Genomic DNA, 22,216 nt, shown 5'->3' with positions numbered 1-22,216 from the left:
GTCACGCGCCACCCCCGACCGTGGTGACGCCGTGCTCGGCGTGCTCGTCGCGGGTGACCGGCGAGTCGTCGGCCCCGACCACGACCAGCCGGTCCCGGACCCGCAGCACGTCGACGTCGGTGCGGTAGAGCCGCGACAGCGTCTCCGAGGTCATGACCTCGTCGGTGGTGCCGATCGAGAACCGGCCGTCGACGAGGTAGAGGACCCGGTCCACCAGCGGCAGCACCGGGTTGATCTCGTGGGTCACGAACAGCACCGCGGTGTCCGCGGCGCGGCGGCGCTCGTCGATCAGCCGGGTCACGATCCGCTGGTGGGACAGGTCCAGGCTGAGCAGGGGCTCGTCGCACAGCAGCACCGCCGGGTCCCCGACGAGTGCCTGCGCGACCCGCAGCCGTTGCTGCTCGCCGCCGGACAGCCGCCCGACCGGGGCGTCGGCGTACCCGGTGCCGCCGACCTGGGACAGCGCGCGGTCGACCCGCTCGCGCCGCTCGCGTCGCCGCCCCAGACCGAGGCCGAAGCGGTGCCCGTCGAGGCCGAGACCGACGAGGTCGCGCCCGCGCAGCGGCAGGTCCGGGTCCAGCGGCTGCTGCTGCGGGACGTAGCCGATCTCGGGGCTGCCGCGTCGCGGGGTGTGCCCACCGACGGTCACGGTGCCCTCGGACAGCGGGAGCAGCCCCAGCAGGACGCGCATCAGCGTCGTCTTGCCGGAGCCGTTCGGGCCGAGGACGGCGACGAACTCGCCGGGTGCGACGTCCAGGTCGAGGCCGGACCACAGGGTCCGGTCCCCGAACCGCAGGCCTGCCCCGCGCAGCGACAGCGCGGACCGTTCCGGGAATCCCATGTCAGCGGTTCAGCGCCGCGGACAGCTCGTCCAGGTTGGCGTTCATCCACTGCACCCAGTCGGTGGTGCCCGCGGGCAGGGTCTCCGACATCTGGATCACCGGGACGCCTCCCTTCTGGGCCGCGTCGCGGACCTGGTCGGTGGTCGGCGAGGTCGTCTGGCTGTTCAGGATCAGCGCGTCGACCGGCGGCTGGGCGGTGAACAGCCCCAGCATCTGCGCGACGACGGCGGCCGGCGGGTCGGTGCCCTCCTCGACGGCCGAGGAGAACGCCTGCGGGGTGGCGTTCGCGATCCCGGCGGCCTGCAGCAGGTAGTCGGGCACCGGCTCGGTGACGGCGACCCGGGCCCCCGGGTGCGCACGGCCGATCTCGGTGGCCTTCGACGTCAGCTGGGCGACGCCGCCCCGGAGGGTCTGGGCGTTGGTGCGGAAGTACTCCGCGGCGCTCGGGTCGATCCGGCCGAGCTGCTCGGCGAGCTGGTCGGCGACCCGGCCGACCGCGGCCGGGTCGTACCAGACGTGCTCGTTGAACGAGCCGTGCTCGTGCTCGTGCTCGTGCTCGGCGCCCGCGGCGGGCTCGGCCCCGGCCTCACCGGCGTGGTCGTGGTCGGCGCCGGTGGTCGGCTCGGCGGCGTGGTCGTGGCCGTGGTCGTCCGCGGCGGCCTCCTGGGCCCCCTCGATGCCGGAGACCTCGACGGCGTCGATCAGCGGGGCCTTGTTGCCGGAGGCGGAGACGAGGTCGGTCATGAAGGCGTCGTACCCGCCGCCGTTCATGAGCAGCAGCTGGGCCTCGCCGACGGTGGCCGCGTTCTGCGGGGTGGGCTCGTAGCCGTGCGGGTCGACGTCGGGGGAGCTGATGATCGACTGGACCTGGGCGTAGTTGCCGCCCACGGCGCGGGCGACGGCGCCCCAGGCGTCGGTGGAGGCGACGATCTTCACCTGCGGGGTGTCGGCGCTGGTGGGGGCGTCGACCTGGCCGGAGCCGCAGGCGGTCAGCCCCAGGGCGAGTGCGGCCAGCCCGGCCACGAGCGCGGCCGGGCGGAGCGGGGATCGGGACACGGACGGAACTCCCATCAACACATCGGCATACATTTATTGGAAATCATTCTCAGATTCACTCTACCGTTGCACGGCGCGCCGGGCCCGCGCCCGCCGTGTGATCCCGTCACGGCCGGTCGGGGCCGACTTTCACGTGCGTGACCGCGCCGCTACCGTTCGGGGAATGACCGGACCCCAGCACCCGCGGCGCCCGGCGACGCTGGCGTCGCTGGCCGCCGAGCTCGGGGTCTCGCGGACGACCGTGTCGAACGCCTACAACCGGCCCGACCAGCTGTCCGCGCCGCTGCGCGAGCGCGTCCTGGAGGCGGCCCGCCGGCTCGGCTACCCGGGCCCGGACCCGGTCGCCCGCTCACTGCGCACCCGGCGCGCCGGTGCGGTCGGCCTGCTGCTCACCGAGGCGCTCAGCTACGCCTTCCGCGACCCGGGCGCCACCGGCTTCCTGGAGGGGCTCGCCCTGGCCTGCGAGAAGGCGGGCACCGGGCTGCTACTGATCCCGGTCAGCCCGGAGCACTCCGACGTCGACGCGGTCTACCAGGCCGGAGTCGACGGGTTCGTCGTCTACTCGGTCAGCGAGGACGACCCGCACTTCCGGGCCGTCCTGCAGCGCCCGGTGCCGACGGTGGTCTGCGACCAGCCCACCGGGATCACCGGCGTGGACCGGGTCGGCGTCGACGACCGCGCCGGCACCCTCGCGCTCGGCCGGCACCTCGTCGAGCTCGGCCACCGCCGCGTCGGCGTGCTCTGCATGCGCCTGTCGTCGCACCGGCACGACGGCCCGGCCGACATCGCACGCCAGGAGGGGAGCTCCTACGCCGTGCAGCGCGAGCGCCTCGCCGGGCTGCGCGCGGCGTTCACCGAGGCCGGTGTCGACTGGGCCGACGTCCCGGTCATCGAGCGGTTCGAGCACTCCCTGGACGCCGGCGCGGACGGTGCGGCCACCCTCCTGGCGTCGCACCCCGGCATCACCGCGCTGGTGTGCACCTCCGACATCCTCGCCCTCGGCGCGCTGCGCGAGGCCCGTGACCGCGGCGTGCGGGTCCCCGAGGACCTCTCGGTCGCCGGGTTCGACGGCGTGCCCGAGGCCGAGCGCCTCGGCCTGACCACGGTCCGCCAGCCGTTCCGGGAGAAGGGCCTCGAGACCGGGCGGCTGCTGCTCGAGCGCGGCGACCGCCACGTCCCCGAGTACGTCACCCTCCCGACCGAGCTGATCGTCGGGTCGACCACCCGGGAACTGCGTCAGTCCGGGGAGTTCTTCTCCGGATGGTGAGTCTGTCCGGGCTGCGGCGCTACCCGGTGAAGTCCTGCCGGGGTGCCGAGGTGGCGCGCGCCGTCGTCGAACGGGCCGGTCTCGCCGGGGACCGGCGGTGGATGCTCGTCCGCGACGACGGCGCCGTGGTCACCGCGCGCACCCATCCCCGGCTCGTGCTCGTCGCACCCACCCCCGCCGCCGACGGGCTCCGCCTGACCGGGCCGGGGATGCCGCCGCTGACCGTCCCGGTGCCCGACGGCGAGCCGCTGCCGGCCCGTGTGCACCGCTGGGACACCGCGGGCGTCCCGGCCGGCCCCGAGGCCGACGGCTGGTTCTCGGACCTGCTCGGCTCCCCGGTGCGGCTGCTCCACCTCGACGACCCGGCCCGGCGCCGCCCCGACCCGGCCTTCTCCCACGACGACGACCGCGTCTCCTTCGCCGACGGCTACCCGCTGCTGCTCACCTCCGCCGCCTCGCTCGACGCGCTGAACGCACTGGTCGCCGAGGGCAGGCACGCGGCGGAGGCGCCGCTGCCGATGACCCGGTTCCGACCGAACGCCGTCGTCGAGGGCGCACCCGCGTGGGCCGAGGACGGCTGGCGGCGCATCCGGATCGGCGCCGCGGAGTTCCGGGTGGCGAAGGGCTGCGCCCGCTGCGTGCTCACCACCGTCGACCCGGAGACGGCGGCCAAGGGCCGCGAGCCGATGGCGACCCTGGCCCGGCACCGGCGGTTCGACGGCAAGGTGTGGTTCGGGGTCAACCTGATCCCGGACGACCCGGGCGCGGAGATCACCGTCGGTGACCCGGTCGAGGTGCTCGACGCCGTCGACCCGGCCTGCGGCCCGCCGCGCTGACTCCGACCGCCCACGGATCGTCCCGGCCCGTCGGTATCGTCGGGTTCGGGTCGCCCGTCCGGGTGGCCGGACCGGGCGAGGGGGAGGCTGGGTTGAACGACGCCGGCCCGCCCCGACGCCCGCGCCGCGGCCCGCCGCACGGACGCTCCGCCGTGCCGCCGGCGTCTCCGCCCGCCGCACCGCGCCCGCCGTCGGGTCCGCCGCGCCCTGCCGGCCCGGACCCCGCGCGAGCCCCGGGACCGGGCGGCGCCCGGCCCGCCCCGTCGGACCAGCGCGGCCCGGGACGGGGCGGACCCCCGCGTGTCGCCGGCCGGGGTCCCGGGTCGCCGCCCGTGCCGCCGGCCCCGCCCGACGGGCGTTCCGCGCCGCCCGCACCGCGCGTCGTCCCGCCCCGCCGCGGCCCGGCTTTCCCCCCGGCCGCCCCACGGCCGGTCCCACCGGCCGACGACCGCGTGGACGCCGACCGTCGCCGGGACGAGGCGTCGCAGGCGCCGGAGGTGCTCCACCCCGCCCAGCGACCCCTGCCCTCCCGCCGCGGCGTCCGCCGGAGCGGCCCGCCCCCGCGACGCGGAGCGGCGGTCCCGGAACCCCGGCCGGAGGTCGGCCGCCCCTCGCGCCGCCCGATCGGGCCGCAGGTCGCGGCGCTGCGGGAACGGCTGCGCCGGCTGCGACCGCAGCGGCCACCGGGGACCCCACCGCAGTCGACCCGGGTCCGGCTGCGCAGGGTGCTGCGCTGGGCGCTGGTCGCCCAGACCGTCCCGCTGGTCCTGGTACTGCTGTTCACACTGGTCAACCCGCCGTACACGATGTTCCGGCTGTGGAACTTCGGGCCGACCGTCGCGCAGTGGACCGACGCCGAGCACGTGTCGCGCAACTTCCTGGTCGTGGTGATGGGGCAGGAGGACCAGCAGTTCCCGGAGCGGACGCTCGCCGTCGACTACGGGATGCAGTGGGCGCGCGTCCAGGCGTACCTGGACGGCACCGACGACCCGTCCGGGTCGACGATCACCCAGCAGACCTCGAAGAACCTGTTCCTGTGGGCCGGTCGTTACCCGCCGCTCGAACCGCTCCGCAAGGCACTGGAGATCCCGCCGGCCGAGACGATGGAGATCGTCATGTCCAAGCGGCGGATCCTGGAGATCTACGTCAACGTCGCGCAGTTCGCGCCGCGCGTCTACGGCGTCTGCGCCGCGTCCTGGTACTACTTCGGCAAGTCCAGTCGCTCGCTCAGCGTCGACGAGTCCGCCCAGCTCGTCGGGCTGCTGCCGTCCCCGCTGCACGTCGAGTGCGCCCCTGGTGGCGGCATGCGCTTCCTCGGCGACGCCAACGGCAACGGCGTCGCCGACCCCGGCGAGCGCGGCTGGATCAGTGCGAAGGGCTACTGGCACGCCCGCGAGCGCGCCCCGCGCTGGTACGCCCAGATGGGCGGGCTCGCCGCGACCGAGGGCATCGGCATCGCGGGCAACGCCTCGGACCTGCCCGCCGCCGACGACCCGTGCCGCGAGCCCCCGGCCGCGCTGGCCGACCTCGACTGACCAGGCCCCGTCACGCCCCGGTGCGCAGCGCGGCGAGGCGTTGCAGGACCGCGGCCACCTCCTGCGGGTCCGCGACCCGGTACCGGGCCGCGGTGTCGCCGTCGCCGACCTTGAGCCCGACGTCGCCGTCGTCCAGCACCCGGAACGCGGTCTCGTCGGTCACGTCGTCGCCGGCGAACAGCACCGCGTCGACGCCCAGCGCGGCCCGCAGCACGTCGACCGCGGCCCCCTTCGTCGTCTCGACGACCGCCAGGTCCAGCACGTCCTTGCCGGCGGTGGCGTCCACCCCGTCCCGGACCCAGTCGGCGCGGACCCGTTCCAGCAGGGCCGTCCCGGCGGCCGGGTCCATCCCGCGCACGTGCACCGCACCGCCCGCGGGCTTGGTCTCCAGCCGCGCCCCGGGAGTCCCGTCGACCACGGCGCGCAGGCCGTCGAGCAGCGTCGCGCGCCGCTGCTCCTGCTCGGCGGTGAGCAGGCCGCCGCGGCCGAGCAACGCGCCGAGCTCGTCGTCGTACTCGGCGCCGTGGCTGCCCACCAGCCCGACCGGCGGGCCGAACCCGGAGACGGCCGCGAGGTCGTCGCGGCCACGCCCGGACAGCATCACCACGGTCGTGTCGTCGAGCGCGGCGAGACGGCGGACGGCGTCGGCGGCGGCCGGCAGCGGCCGGGACGCCGACGGGTCGTCCACCAGCGGGGCCAGCACGCCGTCGAAGTCGAGCGCGACGAGTAGCCGCGGCACCCGGGCGAGGCGGGTCAGCGCGTCGTCGAGGCTCACTGCTCCACCCGGATCCCGAGCGCCTCCAGGAACGAGGTCGCCCAGCGGTCGACGTCGTGGTCGAGGACCTGTCTGCGCAGGGTGCGCATCCGTTTCCTGCCCTCCTCGGCGTTCATGGTCAGCGCCGCGTACAGCGCCTCCTTGACCCCGTCGGTGTCGTGCGGGTTCACCAGCAGGGCACTGGTCAGCTCGATCGCGGCGCCGGCGAACTCGGACAGCACGAGACAGCCGCCGTCGTCCGGGCGGCAGGCGACGTACTCCTTGGCGACGAGGTTCATGCCGTCGCGCAGCGGGGTCACGAGCATGACGTCGGCGGCGAGGAAGAACGCGGCCAGCTCCTCGCGCGGCAGCGAGCGGTGCAGGTAGTGCACCGCCGGGTGCCCGACGCGGGCGAACTCGCCGTTGATCCGCCCGACGGCCTGCTCGATGTCGGCGCGCATCTGCTGGTAGTGCTCGACCCGCTCGCGCGACGGCGTCGCCAGCTGGATCATGACGGCGTCGTCCACGGTCACCCGCTGCTCCTCCAGGAGCTCGTGGAAGGCGCGCAGCCGGACGTCGATGCCCTTGGTGTAGTCGAGCCGGTCGACGCCCAGGACGATCTTGCGCGGGCTGCCCAGCTCCTCGCGGATCTGCGCGGCGCGCTTCTCCACCTCGGGGGTGCGGGCCAGCTCGTCGAGCCGGTGCGAGTCGATCGAGATCGGGAAGGCGCCGAGCCGGATGCGCCGGCCGCCGTGGCGGAGCACCTCGGGGTCGCGCTCGGAGACGGCCCCGGCGAGCTCCTGGGCGAGCCAGTGGAAGTTGCGGACGCCGCCGTCGGTGTGGAAGCCGACCAGGTCCGCGCCGAGCAGCCCCTCCATGATCCGGGTCCGCCACGGCAGCTGGCGGAACAGCTCGACCGGCGGGAACGGGATGTGCAGGAAGAAGCCGATCCGCAGGTCCGGGCGCAGCTCGCGCAGCTTCCCCGGGACGAGCTGGAGCTGGTAGTCCTGCACCCAGACCGTCGCGCCGTGCGCGGCGATCTTCGCGACCTCCTCGGCGAAGCGCTGGTTCACCGCGGTGTAGGCGCGCCACCAGTGCCGGTGGAACTGCGGGGGTGCGACGACGTCGTGGTAGAGCGGCCACAGCGTGCCGTTGGAGAAGCCCTCGTAGTAGTCGGTGACCTCGCTCGCGGTGAGCGTCACCGGGAACAGCGACAGACCGTCCTCGGCGAAGGGCTCGACCTCGGCGTCGGGGACGCCGGGCCAGCCGACCCAGGCGCCCTCCCGGGCCCGCAGGGTCGGCTCCAGCGCCGTGACCAGGCCGCCCGGGCTGCGTCGCCAGGTGGTGCTTCCGTCCGGGTGCCGCTCCAGGTCCACGGGGAGCCTGTTGGCCACCACCACCAGATCCGCCGCCGACACCGGTTCCCCTGTGGACACACGCCCTCCTCGACGCTCGACCCTCGCGCCGACCCTACTTCGGATCGGCGCCGTCGGCCGTGCCGTCCGACACCGGGGAGCCGACGGCCGCGCCGCCGGTGGGGGAGTTCTCGGCCCCGCCGGGCCGGTCCTCCGGGCGGCGGCGCGGGCTGGCCACGAACTGCCCCAGGGCGACGCCCGCGGCCAGCGCCAGCCCGACGGCCAGCGCGATCGTGATCGTCACCAGTCCCTCGGACGGCCCCTCGATCGCCAGCTGGTAGAAGCCGCGGTAGGCGGCCAGACCGGGCAGCAGCGGTGTGACCCCGGCCAGGGTGACGACCATCGGCGGGGTCTGGGTGCCCCGGCGCAGCAGGCCCGCCGCCAGGCCGACGACGAGCGCAGCGGCCCCGGTCGCCGGTACCTGTCCGAGCCCGGCGTTCTGCGTGAGCAGGCCGTAGACGAGCCAGCTCGACGCGCCGACCGCGCCCGCGATCGGCAACGACCGCAGTGGCGCGTACCCGGCGAGCGCGTAGAACGCCGCCGCCAGCGCACCGGAGACCAGCGACAGCCCGAACTGGCCGGGACCGGACGGCAGGTCCCCGGACACCTCGATCTGGGTGCCCATCGCGAGCCCCAGCTGCAGCCCCAGCACGACGCCGGTCAGCAGCCCCGCCGACAGCAACGAGATCTCCACCATGCGCGCGGCCGCGGTCAGGTAGTAGCCGGTCAGCGCGTCCTGCACGGTCGAGACCACACTCAGCCCGGACAGCAGCACCGTGATGCCGGCCGCGACGACGTAGGACGCCCGGGTGCCCGGCGGGAACACCTCCAGCTGCACCAGGGCCACCGTCGAGGCGGTGACGAGGAACCCGCCGACCACCTGCTGGAAGAACGCCGCGACCCCGCGCCGCGCCAGCACCCGTCCGATCCGGTCGATGATCGCGGTGGTGACGAACGCCGTCGTCGCGGTCAGCGGGCCGCCGCCGAGCAGCAGGGCGATCGACGCGGCCAGCGCGGCCCAGCCGAACGTCGCCACCCAGCGCGGGTACGGGTGCGGATGCCGCACCACCTCCGACACCTTCGACGACGCCGCCCGCACGTCGAGCCGGCCCGCCTCGACCTCGCGGATGATCTCCTCGGTCTCGGCCAGCCGGGAGAGGTCGAGCGTCCGGTAGCGGACCAGCCGCATCGTCGTCACTGGCTGCGCGGCGTTGCCCCGGTGGCAGCACATGGTGATCGAGGTGAACGTGATGTCCACGTCGACGGCGGGCAGACCCGCCAGGTTGGCCAGCCGCAGCATGGTCGCCGTGACTTCGTCGACCGACTCGCCGGAGGACAGCGCGATCTCACCGATCCGCATGCAGAGGTCCAGGACCTCCTGCACGCGGGCGTCGTCGGGGACCTGCGGGCCGAGCATGAGCATCGGCACCGTCGACGGACCCGGGGTGAGCAGCCGTCTCGCGTCACGCCGCAGCGCGCCGCGCAACCGCCGCGCGAACCGGTCCGCCGGCGGCGTTCCCTCGGCCACGGGTCCCTCCCTCCGTCGGTGCTGTCCGCACCAGGCTAGGGGCGGGCCGACGGCGCCCTGCCCGGCCCCACACCCGGCGTCGGCGGGGGCGGGCGGGAGGGTCGTGACGGTGCCGGGGCGTTAGGCTGTGGTCCCTCGCCGGTGTAGCTCAGTGGTAGAGCAACCGCCTTGTAAGCGGTAGGTCGTCGGTTCGATCCCGACCTCCGGCTCCCGCGCTGACCTGCGTGAACACTACTCGTCGTCCGGCTCCTGACCGGCCTCCGTCTCGTTTCCCGTCTCAGTTCCCGCCCGGAGGAACCCGTCCAGCCGGACCGCGACGTCCTGCCGGAGGGCGTCGGTCACGTGCTGGTAGCGCTTCGCCATCGCCCCGTGCGACCACCCCATGACCTCCATCGCGACCCGCTGGGACACCCCGAGCAGGAGGAGCACCGTCGCGGCGGTGTGCCGGGCGTCGTGTAGCCGCGCCGTCCGGACCCCAGCATCGGTCAGGAGCCGTCTCCACTCGTTCCGGTCCATCGTCGGGTCGATCGGCTTCCCGTTCTCCTGGGCGAACATCCACCCGCCGTCCTGCCACTCGGTGCCCGCGCGGACCCGCTCGGTCTCCTGAACGACGCGGTGCTCCTCCAGCAGCTCGGCGAGCTGGTCGGGCAGCACGATCCCGCGGCGGCCCGCACGGGACTTCACGTCCACTTCCACCATCCCGCCGCCGTGGCGCTGAGGGCAGCTTCGGGCGTGGCTCGTGCAGCTCGGCAGGCACGGTGCCGGGCAGGACCTCGTGTGCCGCGTGCAGCTCTCCGGGCACGGCCTGCGCTTGTGCAGGCGCTCTCCGCATACGTGCGGGTCCGAGCAGCCGTGTTTCCAGGTGTGCCGCTGGATCTGCCGGACGATCCGTACCGTGCGCGTGCTCGGGTCGTACCGGTTCCAGCGCAGTCCCGTGGTCTCCGCCTGCCGGGTGCCGAGCGCCAGCGCGATCACGTACCGAACCCCGTTACGGCGCTTCAGCGCGGTCGTGATCAGGCGCCGTATCTCCTCGGTCTCGAACGGCTCGATCTCGTCCTCGTCCAGCCGGGGAGCCTTCGCGAGCGCCACCGGGTTGCGGCTGATCCGCCCGCGCCGCAGCGCTTCACCGAACGCGGTCCGTGCGGTTCGGTGAACCTGGTGGGCGGTCCCCGGCTTCGCTCCGGCCGCGATCATCTTGGCGTAGAGGCGCTCGAAGTGCTCGGGCTGGATCTTGTTGATGCGATGCTTCCCGAGGCCCGGGATCAGGTGCACCCGCACCGCCGATTCGTACGCCCGGTACGACTTGTAGCGCACCGTCGGCTTGGAGATCTCCTCGACCCATTCCGACAGCCATTCGGCGACCGTCGGAACGCGGCCGGCCTTCGAGATCGTCCCGGCGTCGCGCTCGCGCTCGATCTCGTTGACGCGCCTGATGACCTCGTTCTCGGTCGCGCGCTCGACGTGGCGCCGGTCCGGGGACCCGTCGTCCTTCGTGCCGACCGTCACCCGGCCGTGCCACTTCCCGTCCCCGCCGAGGTAGATCGACGATTCACCGTTCGCCGCCCGGGTGCCGGGTTCACGGACCTTCCGCTCCTTGCGCACCATGTTCCTCTCCCCTCAGTTCTCGATGGGTCGGTGCGTGGCCCGGGCCGCTGCCCGCAACCGGGCGGTGAACTCGTAGAGGGCATCGGCCGGAATACGCCTCGCTCGACCGAGGAGGACGCTGTCGATCTCGTTGTTCCGGATGAGTCCGTACATGCGGGTCCGGCTGATCGAGAGCAGTTCCGCGGCGGCTTCCACCGTGAGCATGACGCGCGGCTCGGTCGGATCCGGGCCGTATGTGGTGACGGATGCGGTCATCTGAACCTTCCTCGGTTAGTCAACGGTGCGTAGTCGGTCGGTCGGGGTCAGGGGCGGGGAGGGACCCGGGCTGAGGTGCGCGGATGCGGTGATCTGTCCGGTTCGGGGGCTGTCGAGCGGGTGGGGGTCCCTGGTCTCCCTGGACTCCCTGGCGCAGGTCAGGCCGAGGGGCCCGATCAGGGACCCGGTGAGGGAGAACTCCCTCGGTCCCCGGCCGGTCCCTGACTGGCTCCCTCGCTTCGCCGGCCACGCAGAGTGTGCGTCTTCGACGGCTGGAGCCGGGGGGTCAGCGGCGGGTTCGCCGCCTCCGGCTGCACCGGGAGGTGGTGCGTGGCCGGCGCCGGGACGGCCTCGGGTGGGTCACATCAGCCGGTTCGCGCGTGCCGGGTTCGTCGAGGCTGAAACAGTGGGGGCAGGTGCCGTAGGCGAGCAGGATCGATCCGGTTCGGATCATGCCGGGGTGGATGGTCTCGACAGTGCGCCGGCATCGGTCGCAGGTGAGGCCTTCGACGCGGCCGGCCCGGAGCAGGGTGGGTGCGCAGGTGGGGCAGGCCAGCGTGGCGGGCTCCCAGACGGTGGCGTAGGCGACTGCGGGCCCGGTGCCGAGGTGCGGGCAGCCGCGCGCGGTGCCGACGTGCAGGGCGTCTCGGAGGGCGCTGAGATGGCCGTGAAGCCACGCCGGCGCGGTGGTGCGGGTGGATGGTCCCGCCGTAGACGACGGCCAGGCCGTCGAGGTGGCGGTCCGCGTCCGTCGTCGCGGCGGCGAGCTGGTCGGCCAGCGCGGTCGGGTCGGTGATCGGTCGCATCAGCGGGTGTCCTTCGAGTCATCGGAGTGGGGGGTGCGGGCCGCAGTGGCGCCAGTCCCGCCAGTGGCGCCAGTCCCGCCAGGCTGGTGCCCGGTGGCGTCACTGGCGCCCCTGGACGCCGAGCCGGGCCCGGGGCGGGCGGTGTCGAGCAGGGACCAGGTGGTGATCCGGGGGAATCCGGCGGACCGGGCCTGGACGAGGTCGCGTGCGGCTCGCTCGACGGAGCGCTCGGCGAGTCCGGCGGCCCGTGCCGCCTTCTTGACCTGCGCCGAGGGGATCGGCTCGGTGGCGGCCGTCAGGTAGTCGACGAGCCACGCGGCGGCCTCGTCGCGGGCGCTGATCCCGCCCGGTGCGCCGTCACCTGCGCTGCCGGTGCCGGTCTCGGCCTCGCGCAGGATGGTCTCGACGTGGCGGTCGGTTTCGCCGAGCATGACCAGCCGTCCCCAGACGGCCGGGCCCTCGACCGTGTCCAGCTCGATCGGCTCGACGCGATAGCGAAGTGAGGGCAGATCGAGCGGCCCAAGGTTGTTCTTGACCTGGGAGATCACGCAGGAGCCGTCGTCGGCTCCGGGGTCGCGGGCGAAGGCGACCGCCGCGCGGGCGACGGCGGCGAACGCGCGGGATCCGGTGACCCGAGACAGGACGTCGGCGCCGCCGGCCTTGTTGAAGTGCGCCAGCCCGAACACCGCGGCGTTCGTCAGGTCCGCCAGCTTCGCGAGGGGTTCCAGCGCGGTGCGGAGTTCCTCCTGGTTGACGTTGATCCGTGAGTCGATCGCGGAGATGAGTGGGTCCAGGACGAGGAGCGCGACGTCGCGCTCGGCCATCGCGGCGGCGAGCTGGTCGCAGTCGCGCGGCAGGGTCAGTGGCATCGTCAGCTCGCCGTCCGGGGTGGGGTGGGTGACGTCGACCCGGAACACGCGGGTCATGTCGGCGCCGGCGGCGATCAGCCGGCCGGCGATGGTGCGCTCCCAGGAGTCCTCGGTCGCGGCGTAGACGACGCCGCGCGGGTGGCCGTCGTGCAGGCCGGTGAGGGTGCCGGTGGTGACGCGGGCGGTGAGCCACGCGCAGAACAGGGACTTCCCGATCCCCTCGCGGCCGGGCCCGAGGACGATCGATCCGGCCGGGATCCGATCGGCCCACAACCAATGGGTGGGCCGCAGCACGATCGACGTCGCGGGGGTCAGGATCAGCCGTCGCCCGACCGGATCCGGGGCCGGTGCCGATGGGGTCGATTCTCGCAGCTCACCGGAAGGATCGGAGCGGCTGTCGGGGGGTGGCAGGGCGCGCAGTCGCGCGGGTGGGTGGCTCACGTGTACCGGGCCTCCGGTCGAGGGAGATCGAGACGGGATCGGGTCCCACCTGTCGAGCAACCCCCCGGGTTCAGGGGGGGGTGCTCGACAGGTGGGTCAGGCCGCGGTGAGCTCGGCACGCAGCCGCCGGCCTCGGCCGGCGTTGACGAGGAGGAACGCGGCGTCGGTGCACTGCTGGGCCCGCCGGTCGGAGCCCCAGAGGGTGCGTTGGGCGCGAAGTTGGCCGGTGGTGGCGCCGGTCTCGCCGGGCAGCTCGGCGAGGTTGGTGGCGCGGTCGGCCTCAGTCAGCCGCTGGACCTCCAGGCTGCTGTGGCGCAGCAGGACCGCCATCACCTGGCGGGCCAGGTGCTCGGGCGCGGGTCGGGTCGAACGCGAGCTCCACGTCGCCCCGGACAGCCCGATCGCGACCGCGATCTCGGCCTCGGAGAGCACCACGCCCGGTCGGCCGCCGGCCGGGGAGAACGTGATTCGGCCGCGCGGGTCTACGGCCACCGTGACCGGGGCTTCTGCGATCGCGGCCATCACCGGACCCCCTGCAGCCGGTCGGAGGCCCATGCGGACGGCGGGACCGCCCCGGGCTCGGCACCGGGGGCGGGCCTGGGCCTGGGCGCCGGCGGTGCGGGGGCCGGGATCGGGCGGGCCCCGCACAGCAGCTGCACTCGTGCCCGCAGTGCGCGGTAGAGCGCGTGGGTCGCGGTACCCGGGCGCAGCGCGTCGAGTTCGCGTCGGACGTCCTCGAGCCTGGTCGTGCCGTCGGCCAGGATCGCGGCGAGCAGATAGAACAGGGTCGTGTCCGGGTCGTTGAGCTCATCGATCGCGGTCCCGGACGACAGCAGCGGCCACAGCACCGCCTCGATGTCGTCGTGCGAGAGCGGCACCGTCATCGTCAGCGTGGTGACGATCGGCGATCGGTTGCCGTCCCGGTGCACCGCCAGCGTCTCCATCGACTGCCCGTCGGTCAGCGTTCCGGTGGTCAACGCGCTCATCACCGCTCACCCCCGACCACGGCGTCGGTAGCGGCGGCGTCGTCGGCGGCCGGTCGGATGGTGCCGGTGACGTAGGCGGTGTAGCCGGCCTGGCCGCGCTGGTCGAGCCAGACGGCCAGCGCGGCGCCGGGGATCCGGACCGTGCTGCCAAAGCGCAGGACGTCCAGCTCGCCGGACTCGATGGCGCGGTAGACCGTCGAGAGGGAGATGTCGAGCATCTCCGCGACGGCGCGGACCCGGTAGGCCCGGGTACGGTCAACCTGCATTGCTTCCTCCGAGGGTTGCGGTGTCCGCCCCGTCCGGTGTTCCAGCACCGGGCGGGGTTTCGTCGTCTCTGGCCCCGCGTGAGCGACGAACCAGGTGACGGAGAAAAGTTATAACAACTATGACAACTGAGCGCAAGCGAAGGTTGGGTGGCCGCGCTACGCGCTGGTCAGCGGGCACTTGGGTGCATGATGTACTCGGCAGGACAACCTGCTTTTGAAGTAGACGAGGAGGCCCCCTCCGCATGGCTCGCTACACCGGCCGCCCGGCCTACGTGCAGATCGCGGACGATGTCCGGCGCCAGATCACGGATGGGGTCTTGCGGAGCAGCGACAAGCTCCCGACCGAGGCCGAGCTGATGGCCGACTACGGGGTCTCCCGGATCGTCGTCCGCCAGGCCGTCGAAGTGCTCCGCAACGAGGGCCTCGTCGTCTCCCAGCGGGGAAGCGGCTCCTTCGTGCGTGAGCAGCAGCCCCGAAGGCGACGGGTGGTCGGCAACCGCTACCGCCATCGAGCGACGTCGTCACCGTTCGCGACGGCGGCCCGGGTGGCCGGCCAGCGACCCGAGTGGGAGTACCAGTCACGGCGCACCACCGCGAGCCAGTCGGTCGGGGAACGGCTCGGCATCGCGGCCGGTGACCCGGTGATGCGCACGAGCTACCGGTTCTTCGCCGACGAGATGCCGGTGATGCTCTCGACGTCGTACGAGCCGCTCGCGATCACCGAAGGCACGCCTATCGAGTCCCCGGAGACCGGGCCGACGACCGGCGTCGTCGGGCGGATGGACCTCATCGGGGTCCGGATCACGCACGTCGTCGAGGACGTGCAGGCCCGCTCACCGCGACCGTACGAACAGGAAGCTCTACAGGTGCCAGCCGGCGTCCCGGTGATGGCGGTCGAGCGGACCTACTACGCTGACGAACTCGCAGTCGAGACGGCGGACATCGTCGTCAGCGCGGACCGATACACCTTCTCCTACGCCGTCCCCGTCGGGCTCCAGCCCGATCCGGACGCAACGGCCTGACGCCGGCCCCCGTTCGTGCAGGACGGCGCGTCAAGGGAGAGCGAGGTGGCACCACCCCCCCGGCCTGTTCCAGCGCCCGACGGCGGCGCGATGCCGTCCAGTGGCGCCTGTCCCGCCGACGGCTCCCAGCCTGGCGGGACTGGCGGGACTGGCGCCACTGCGGGCCCGAGCCTTCCCCGGCTACGGAGGTGGCGGGGGGTACCGAACCGACCTCACTGGCGACCGCGCTCGTCGCGGCCAGAGGGCAGGCAAGACGTCCTCTGGGGGCTCGAACTGGCCGACGCCCGGTGCGGGTGCTAGACCGCTAGCGAGCTGGTCCGGCGGGGTTCGAGGCGCTAGCGAGGGGTGCTAGGTCTAGCGCCCCCGATCCGCTATACCGATGATCATCGGTCCGTCTCAGATCCCGTCTCAGTTCGGCTCGGTACGCGGCATCGCTGTCGTTGCTGATGACTCGCTGACCTGCCGGTTGGTCGGACTGGACCCCCTCGGTACGGCGAAGAACAGAACTTGTAAGCGGTAGGTCGTCGGTTCGATCCCGACCTCCGGCTCCAGGTCCGACCAGGGAGTTCTCTCGGGAAGCTCTCGATCGAGTTGCCCGCGCGACCCCTGTGATGACCCACCGAGCGCCTGTCGTGACCCTGTGCCGATCTCTCGCGACCAGCCCAGACGGAGCCTTCGGGAGTGATCGACGTCCTACCCGGCGGCGCGCGACGGGTGCGCGCCGGTACCGACCCGGTCACGAAGAAGAAGCACCGGTTGGTGGAGGTCGTACCGGCCGGGCCCGATGCCGAGGCGAGAGCCGAGGCCGTGCGCGCCCGGCCGGTCCAGGAAGACGCTGTACAGCGGGTGGGTGAGGAACCACATCCGACCCCTGGTCGGGCACGGTGAAGGTGGCGCAGCTCGACCCCGACACCGTGCGTTCAGACGAGCTCGTCCTCGGTGACCGCTACGGCAACCTCGGCGTACACGACGCCGTCGGACACCATCGCTGGGTAGGTCCGCACCGGTCGCTTGGCCGGTGGGCCGCTCGGCTCGCCGGTGCGCAGGGAGAACGCCGCTTCGTGCAGCGGGCACTCGATCCAGCAGCCCTCGAGGTAGCCGTCGGACAGAGAGGCGGCCTGGTGGCTGCAGGTGTCGTCGAGAACGAACACCTCACCGTCGACCGCGAAGACCGCGAGCGGGACGGGGCCGAGGACCCGCAAGCCCTCGCCGTCGGGGATGTCGTCCATGGAGCAGACACGGAACACGGGAACTCCCGGGTGGTGGTGGGGACGGGTCGTCAGGAGTGCTCGGCCGCCGGGGACGGCTCGTGGCGGTAGAACGGCGTCGTGATCGGCGCGAGCGGCGTGTTGCCGAGGATCAGGTCGGCCGACTTCTCGGCCGTCATCATCACCGGGGCGTAGATGTTGCCGTTGGTGACGTAGGGCATGACCGAGGCGTCGACGACGCGCAGGCCCTGTAGGCCGTGCACTCGCATCGAGCTGGGGTCGACGACCGACAGCGGGTCGGTGCCCATCTTCGCGGTGCAGGAGGGGTGAAGGGCGGTCTCGGCGTCCTTCGCGACCCAGTCGAGGATCTCCTCGTCGGTGCTGACCGACGGGCCGGGGGAGAGTTCTCCTCCGTTGAACGGCGCCATTGCGGGCTGGTTGAGGATCTCTCGGGCCACCCGCACGGCCTCGACCCACTCGCGGCGGTCGGTCTCGGTGGACAGGTAGTTGAACTTGATCGCGGGGTGCACCTGAGGGTCGCGCGAGGTGACCTTCACGGTGCCGCGGGTGTCGGCGTACATCGGGCCGACGTGGACCTGGTAACCGTGCTTCGCGGCGGCGGCGCTGCCGTCGTAGCGGATCGCGACGGGCAGGAAGTGGAACATCAGGTTCGGGTACTCGACCCGGTCGTTGCTGCGGGCGAACCCGCCGCCCTCGAAGTGGTTGGTCGCGGCCGGGCCGGTGCGGCCGAACAGCCACTGCGCGCCGATCCACGGCCGCTTCCAGGTGGCCAGGGACGGCATCATCGACACTGGCTGCGTACAGGCGTACTGGATGTAGACCTCGAGATGGTCCTGCAAGTTCTCGCCGACGCCGGGAAGGTCGGCGACGACGTCGATGCCCAGCTGGGACAGCTCGGCGGCGTTGCCGACGCCGGACAGCTGCAACAGCTGCGGGGTGTTGATCGCGCCGCCGCACAGGATGATCTCTGAGCCGTAGACCTCCTGCGGGGCCTTGCGGCCGCGTTGGTACTCGACACCGATCGCGCGGTCGCCATCGAACAGCACCTGGTTGACGTGCGCGCGGGTCATGACGGTGAGGTTGGGCCGGCGCATGGCGGGCCGCAGGTAGGCGCCGGCGGCGGAGAGCCTGCGGCCGCGGCGGACGTTGCGGTCGAAGGGCCCGAAGCCCTCCTGGCGGTAGCCGTTGACGTCGTCGGTGCGTCCGTAGCCCGCCTCGTCAGCGGCGGCGAAGAACGCCTGGAACAGCGGGTTGGTGGCCGGGCCACGCTCCAGCTCCAGTGGGCCGCTGTGGCCGCGCCACTGCCCGTCAGGTGCGTCGGCGAGGCAGTTCTCCATGCGCTGGAAGTAGGGCAGGCAGTGCGCGTAGTCCCAGTCCTGCATGCCCGGGTCGGCGGCCCAGCGCTCGTAGTCCATCGGGTTGCCCCGCTGGAAGATCATGCCGTTGATGCTGGAGCTGCCGCCGAGGACCTTGCCGCGGGCGTGGTAGACGCGCCGGCGGTGCATGTGAGGTTCGGGCTCGCTGCGGTAGCCCCAGTCATAGAAGCGGCTGCCGATCGGGAAGGTCAGCGCGGCGGGCATGTGGATGAACACGTCCCACGGGTAGTCCGGGCGCCCGGCCTCAAGGACCAGGACCGAGTTCGACGGGTCCGCCGACAGTCGGTGGGCCAGGGCGCTGCCGGCCGAGCCGCCGCCGACGATCACGAAGTCGTAGTGCTGCTGGCTGCTCACGAGGTGCTCCAGGTGCGCTCGCAGGGGGCCGGGCCGTCGGGGCGGGCCGGCGGACGCTGGCGTCACGCTCCGGGCTCCTTCGACCGATCCGGTTATGAGTACAGAAGTACACTAACTATGTACGTGTGTACATGGGTTGCGTCCGGGTAAAAAGAGGCGCTGTCCTGAACTGCGACGACGCCCTGCACCGGAGCGGTGCGGGGCGTCGTCATGGGGTGGCGCCGGAGGCTCAGGAGGCCTCGTCCGGCGTGAGGCGGGCCGCGTGCTCTGGCAGTGTGCCGATCCGGTGCCGCCCCCTCAGGCTGTACCAGAGCAGGCCGAGCCCGGCGACGGCGCCGATGAACAGGAACGCGACAAAGCGCAGCACGCCTTCGCCGTAGACCTCCGCGCGCGGCCAGGCGAGATTGACCGCCATCCCGGCCCCCCACAGGACGGCAAGCAGATTCACCGGCAAGCCGAATCGGCCGAGGGTGAAGTAGCCCGAGGTCCGCGCGCCGGGACCCGGCCAGCCCCCGCGCACGCGCCGGACCAGCATCGGGACGGTCACCAGCAGGTAGGCCAGATAGATCATGATGATCGCGACGCTGGTGACGGCGGTGAAGATCTCCGGGGTGCCGATGTTGAGCACGAGGATCAGCACCGAGCCGACCCCGATCAGCACCGCGGGCAGCACAGGGGTCCGGAACCGCGGGTGGATACGGGCCAGGCTCGTGCCGCCGGGCAGCGCGTTGTCGCGGGCCATGGCGAACATCAGACGGATCGCGGCAGTGTGCACCGCCAGCGAGCAGACCAGGATCGCGACGACGATGGCACCCAGGAACACGACGCCCAGCGGGCCGCCGAGGGTCTGCAGGATGATCAGCTGAAGGCCGCCGGAGCTCTCGCCCAGGGCCGGGTCGTGCAGGTCGCGTGCGGCGAGGATGCCGAACAGCAGGATGAGCCCACCGATGACGAACGACGCGATGACCGCCCGCAGGATCGCTGACGGCGCGGTGCGGCGCGGGTCGACGGTCTCCTCGCCCAGCGAGCTCGCGGTGTCGAAGCCGTACATGACATAGGCCGAGGCGATCGCCGCGAGCAGGAAGGACCCGACGTAGCCGCCGGGGACGCCGTCGCCGAATCCGCTGGTGTCGAGCAGCACGCTCGGCGGGTTGACGACGTTGAACGCCAGCACGATCACGATCAGCACCGCCGCGACCAGCTCGATGAACACCCCGGTGGAGTTGATCCGCGCCATCAGCTTCACCCCGAACGCGTTCACCAACGTGGTGAACAGGATCAGCACCGCGCCCCACAGCACGGCGCTCACGCCGAAGTCGTACGGGCCGTTCCCGTCGCCCCACAGCTGGAAGCCCGACCAGATCTGCGGCAGCGTCACCTGCATCGCGAGGGCGACCGCGGCCAGGGTGACCACCGAGGCGGTGAACATCATCCAGCCGGCCAGCCAGGACACGGCCTGTGGCGCGAGGCGCTTGGACCAGTTGTAGACCGAACCCGCGACCGGATAGCGGCCGGCGAGCTCGGCGAAGCAGAGCGCCACCATCAGCTGACCGATGAAGACCATCGGCCAGGACCACCAGTAGGCGGGCCCGCCGTTGGCGAAGCCGAAGTAGAACAGCTGGAAGGTGCCGGTGAGGATCGAGATGTAGCTGACCCCGGCGGCGAAGCTGGCGAACTTGCCGATGCTGCGCTCGAGGGTCGCCTGGTAGCCGAACTCGGCGAGTGCGTCGTCGGACTCGGTCCCCGACGAGCCCTGCGCGGCGGAGGCGGCGGGCCGCCCCGGTTCCGTGGTGCTCACGTGGAGAACTCCCTGTCATTCGGAGGTGTGGCGGGGTGATGTGGAGCGAATTCGGATCTTTCGTCTCGTTTTTGTGGACGCTTGTACGCATAAGGTGGACTAGGGTGAGGCGCCGTGGTGGTCGCGCAGATCACGATCGTGTGACGAACACGGACAGGGAGAGCGGATGGTGACGGCGAGGACGCGGGCCGGGAAGCGGGGTCCGAACGATCCGGGCCGGCGTGACCGGATCGCCGAGGCAGCGATGTGGGTGGTGGCCGAGCGGGGGCTGTCCGGGCTCACTCATCGGGCGGTGGCCGCGGCGGCCGAGGTGCCGGTCGGGTCCACGACGTACCACTTCAAGACCCTCGACGACCTTCTCGAGGCCGCTCTGCACGAGGCGTCGCGTCGCAACGTCGAGCAGCTGCGTGACTGGGTGCTCGCGCTCCCCGGTGACGTGGACTTCGCCGCCGAGTGGGCCGAGCTGGTCTCCCGCCAGATCGACGAGGCCCACCGGGCGACGGTCGCGGAGTACGACCTCTACGTCGCGGCCCTGCACCATCCGCACCTGCGCTCGGCCAGCGCCGACTGGGACGAGGCGCTGGTGGGGATATTCGCATCGCGGACCGACGGCCTCACCGGCCGAATGCTCGCCGCGCTGTTCTGCGGCTACGTCCTGCAGGGCTCGCTAGCCGATCCGGCCCCGTCACGCTCGCAGGTCCTGGCGGTGGCCCGCCGGGCGATCGAGGGGCCGGGGGCTGGCTGAGGCCTGCCGAAGTCAGCCGCCGAGGAGCTGTTCCTGGGTGCGGACGACCCAGCCGCGGTCGGCGTCCACGGGTACGCCCGCCTCGCGCTGCTGCCGGGCGCGATCCTGCTGCTCGGCCTGCAGCTCCTCCACTCCCGGCGAGCCCTTGTCGACCCACAGCCGGATCCCGGAGGTCGCGGTGGAGGTGTTGACGTGGAACAGCATGGACCAGTCGCTGCGGGCGTCCCCGGCGACGAGGATCGGCTTGCGGTAGGCCGAGATGTGCCGCTCGATCGTGGCCTGCTTGCCGACGTACCACGGGTTCTCGACCAGCAGCGGGGTGATGACGCTGCGGTCGTGCACTTCCTGCGGGTAGGCGCCGGTCAGGTACTTGCCCTCGTCCATCAGCTGGTGGGTATTGACCACCGCGCCGGACTTCGGGTCCCGGACCAGGAACTCGACACCGAACACGTCGGTCGGTGCGAACCCGAGCCCGTTGCGCGGATCGGTCAGCACCGCACGGGCGATCTCCTCGTTGGCGGCCGTGACGGCCCAGACCTTGATGCCGCGCTGGCGTAGCGAGGTCAGCAGTGCCCGCTGGGCGGGCATGATCCTCGGCGGTGCCACCGTGCCCTTGGTGAGCTTCCCGTCCTCGGTGTAGGTCACCGGGATCGGCTTCTGCTCGGCCATCATCGCCGCGGCCTCGGACCGCAGCGTCGCGATCGGGACACCCGAGAACGCCGCGGCGATCCAGTAGTAACAGGCGTCGTCGCCGAGGGTGACGCAGACGCGGAGGTAGTAGCCGTAGAGGCTCTCGTCCGGCGCGAGCGGGATCGGCCGGAGGACCGGGTCCAGCCGGTCGAAGACGAGGACCCGCTTCTGGTCCAGCCGGGCGAGGAGTGCCTCCGTGAGGTCGTTGTCCCACAGGGTGTTGTCGGCGTCGAACACTGCGAACGACCCGGGCGGGGCCGCGTCGACGACAGCGTCGAGCTCGGCCCCCCAGGCCGTGGCCGCCGGGCGGTCCTGGGCCGGTGCGGCCTGGCCGCCGGTGCCGTTGGAGCACCCGGCCAGGAGGGTCAGGAGCGCTGCGGCGGCTGCGGTGAGAGTGGAGCGGACGGATGGTCGCACGACGACTCCTCGGGTCCCGACGGGCGGTCGGCGTCAGTGACGGTGGCGCCGACCACACCTGTGTTGGGACATATGTAGACCGAATGTGGACTGATGTCCGTAAGAACTACTCATCGTGATCAGG

General features: G+C 72.6%; 20 protein-coding genes and 1 tRNA gene. 6 read left to right on the top strand and 15 right to left on the bottom strand.

Going from position 1 to position 22,216, the window contains the following annotated elements; all coding sequences use genetic code 11:
- Position 1: 1 nt before the first annotated feature.
- Together Ae505Ps2_RS05115 and Ae505Ps2_RS05110 are read right to left on the bottom strand one after the other, a co-directional pair.
- Positions 2 to 841, bottom strand: a complete 840-nt coding sequence (locus Ae505Ps2_RS05115; RefSeq protein WP_075333963.1) for a metal ABC transporter ATP-binding protein — start codon at positions 839 to 841, stop codon at positions 2 to 4.
- A gap of 1 nt (position 842) precedes the next feature.
- Positions 843 to 1,898, bottom strand: coding sequence for a zinc ABC transporter substrate-binding protein (locus Ae505Ps2_RS05110; protein ID WP_170917014.1), 1,056 nt, complete (start codon positions 1,896 to 1,898; stop codon positions 843 to 845).
- 163 nt (positions 1,899 to 2,061) lie between these two features.
- Here Ae505Ps2_RS05110 and Ae505Ps2_RS05105 point away from each other — a divergent pair, with 163 nt between their 5' ends.
- The 3 genes from Ae505Ps2_RS05105 (at position 2,062) to Ae505Ps2_RS05095 (ending at position 5,536) form a co-directional block, all read left to right on the top strand.
- Entirely contained in the window at positions 2,062 to 3,165 is a 1,104-nt protein-coding gene (locus Ae505Ps2_RS05105) for a LacI family DNA-binding transcriptional regulator (RefSeq protein ID WP_020625965.1), read from the top strand.
- Positions 3,159 to 4,001 carry an MOSC N-terminal beta barrel domain-containing protein gene (locus Ae505Ps2_RS05100; RefSeq protein ID WP_075309709.1) on the top strand — a complete coding sequence of 281 codons (843 nt, stop codon included), beginning with the start codon at positions 3,159 to 3,161 and terminating at the stop codon, positions 3,999 to 4,001. Before Ae505Ps2_RS05105 ends, Ae505Ps2_RS05100 begins: the two co-directional genes overlap by 7 nt.
- 452 nt (positions 4,002 to 4,453) lie before the next feature.
- Complete coding sequence (locus Ae505Ps2_RS05095; RefSeq protein ID WP_084786203.1) at positions 4,454 to 5,536, top strand: transglycosylase domain-containing protein; 1,083 nt, start codon at positions 4,454 to 4,456, stop codon at positions 5,534 to 5,536.
- A 10-nt stretch (positions 5,537 to 5,546) separates the two neighbouring features.
- On the opposite strand, the gene otsB is transcribed toward Ae505Ps2_RS05095, so the two are convergent.
- The 3 genes from otsB to Ae505Ps2_RS05080 are packed head-to-tail and all read right to left on the bottom strand — an operon-like array spanning position 5,547 to position 9,233.
- Complete coding sequence (otsB, locus tag Ae505Ps2_RS05090) at positions 5,547 to 6,311, bottom strand: trehalose-phosphatase (protein WP_075309710.1); 765 nt, start codon at positions 6,309 to 6,311, stop codon at positions 5,547 to 5,549.
- Positions 6,308 to 7,726, bottom strand: a complete 1,419-nt coding sequence (locus Ae505Ps2_RS05085; RefSeq protein WP_043281470.1) for a trehalose-6-phosphate synthase — start codon at positions 7,724 to 7,726, stop codon at positions 6,308 to 6,310. Before Ae505Ps2_RS05085 ends, otsB begins: the two co-directional genes overlap by 4 nt.
- A gap of 34 nt (positions 7,727 to 7,760) precedes the next feature.
- Entirely contained in the window at positions 7,761 to 9,233 is a 1,473-nt protein-coding gene (locus Ae505Ps2_RS05080) for a threonine/serine exporter family protein (protein WP_075309711.1), read from the bottom strand.
- A gap of 137 nt (positions 9,234 to 9,370) precedes the next feature.
- Here Ae505Ps2_RS05080 and Ae505Ps2_RS05075 point away from each other — a divergent pair.
- Positions 9,371 to 9,442, top strand: a tRNA-Thr gene (locus tag Ae505Ps2_RS05075).
- 22 nt (positions 9,443 to 9,464) lie between these two features.
- On the opposite strand, the gene Ae505Ps2_RS05070 is transcribed toward Ae505Ps2_RS05075, so the two are convergent.
- The 6 genes from Ae505Ps2_RS05070 to Ae505Ps2_RS05045 form a co-directional block, all read right to left on the bottom strand.
- Complete coding sequence (locus Ae505Ps2_RS05070) at positions 9,465 to 10,838, bottom strand: site-specific integrase (RefSeq protein WP_075309712.1); 1,374 nt, start codon at positions 10,836 to 10,838, stop codon at positions 9,465 to 9,467.
- Positions 10,839 to 10,850: 12 nt separating this feature from the next.
- Complete coding sequence (locus Ae505Ps2_RS05065; RefSeq protein ID WP_075309713.1) at positions 10,851 to 11,093, bottom strand: helix-turn-helix domain-containing protein; 243 nt, start codon at positions 11,091 to 11,093, stop codon at positions 10,851 to 10,853.
- 805 nt (positions 11,094 to 11,898) lie between these two features.
- Complete coding sequence (locus tag Ae505Ps2_RS05060; protein WP_170917013.1) at positions 11,899 to 13,209, bottom strand: AAA family ATPase; 1,311 nt, start codon at positions 13,207 to 13,209, stop codon at positions 11,899 to 11,901.
- 96 nt (positions 13,210 to 13,305) lie between these two features.
- Entirely contained in the window at positions 13,306 to 13,644 is a 339-nt protein-coding gene (locus tag Ae505Ps2_RS05055) for a hypothetical protein (protein ID WP_075553447.1), read from the bottom strand.
- Positions 13,645 to 13,730: 86 nt separating this feature from the next.
- Positions 13,731 to 14,195 (bottom strand): hypothetical protein, encoded by a 465-nt coding sequence (locus Ae505Ps2_RS05050; RefSeq protein ID WP_075553446.1) that lies wholly within the window; start codon positions 14,193 to 14,195, stop codon positions 13,731 to 13,733.
- Positions 14,195 to 14,461, bottom strand: a complete 267-nt coding sequence (locus tag Ae505Ps2_RS05045; protein ID WP_075309717.1) for a helix-turn-helix domain-containing protein — start codon at positions 14,459 to 14,461, stop codon at positions 14,195 to 14,197. Before Ae505Ps2_RS05045 ends, Ae505Ps2_RS05050 begins: the two co-directional genes overlap by 1 nt.
- A 272-nt stretch (positions 14,462 to 14,733) precedes the next feature.
- On the opposite strand from Ae505Ps2_RS05045, the gene Ae505Ps2_RS05040 reads away from it, so the two are divergent.
- Entirely contained in the window at positions 14,734 to 15,483 is a 750-nt protein-coding gene (locus Ae505Ps2_RS05040) for a GntR family transcriptional regulator (RefSeq protein WP_170917012.1), read from the top strand.
- Positions 15,484 to 16,403: 920 nt separating this feature from the next.
- Here the strand turns inward: Ae505Ps2_RS05040 and Ae505Ps2_RS05035 are convergent.
- The 3 genes from Ae505Ps2_RS05035 to Ae505Ps2_RS05025 all read right to left on the bottom strand — a co-directional run bounded on the left by Ae505Ps2_RS05035 (position 16,404) and on the right by Ae505Ps2_RS05025 (position 20,240).
- On the bottom strand, positions 16,404 to 16,730 hold the full coding sequence (locus Ae505Ps2_RS05035) for a bifunctional 3-phenylpropionate/cinnamic acid dioxygenase ferredoxin subunit (protein ID WP_075553445.1): 327 nt from the start codon (positions 16,728 to 16,730) through the stop codon (positions 16,404 to 16,406).
- Between the two features lie 32 nt (positions 16,731 to 16,762).
- Entirely contained in the window at positions 16,763 to 18,442 is a 1,680-nt protein-coding gene (gene betA, locus Ae505Ps2_RS05030; RefSeq protein ID WP_020627139.1) for a choline dehydrogenase, read from the bottom strand.
- Between the two features lie 229 nt (positions 18,443 to 18,671).
- On the bottom strand, positions 18,672 to 20,240 hold the full coding sequence (locus Ae505Ps2_RS05025) for an amino acid permease (protein ID WP_075333959.1): 1,569 nt from the start codon (positions 20,238 to 20,240) through the stop codon (positions 18,672 to 18,674).
- A 166-nt stretch (positions 20,241 to 20,406) separates the two neighbouring features.
- Here Ae505Ps2_RS05025 and Ae505Ps2_RS05020 point away from each other — a divergent pair, with 166 nt between their 5' ends.
- Positions 20,407 to 20,985 carry a TetR family transcriptional regulator gene (locus Ae505Ps2_RS05020; protein ID WP_020627137.1) on the top strand — a complete coding sequence of 193 codons (579 nt, stop codon included), beginning with the start codon at positions 20,407 to 20,409 and terminating at the stop codon, positions 20,983 to 20,985.
- Between the two features lie 12 nt (positions 20,986 to 20,997).
- Here the strand turns inward: Ae505Ps2_RS05020 and Ae505Ps2_RS05015 are convergent, their stop codons facing one another.
- Positions 20,998 to 22,092 (bottom strand): haloacid dehalogenase-like hydrolase, encoded by a 1,095-nt coding sequence (locus Ae505Ps2_RS05015; RefSeq protein WP_020627136.1) that lies wholly within the window; start codon positions 22,090 to 22,092, stop codon positions 20,998 to 21,000.
- Between the last annotated feature and the right edge of the window lie 124 nt (positions 22,093 to 22,216).

It is taken from the genome of Pseudonocardia sp. Ae505_Ps2, assembly GCF_001932425.1.
GTDB lineage: Bacteria > Actinomycetota > Actinomycetes > Mycobacteriales > Pseudonocardiaceae > Pseudonocardia.
The sequence above is the reverse complement of the archived record's forward strand: the minus strand, read 5'-3'. Positions and strand labels throughout refer to the sequence as shown.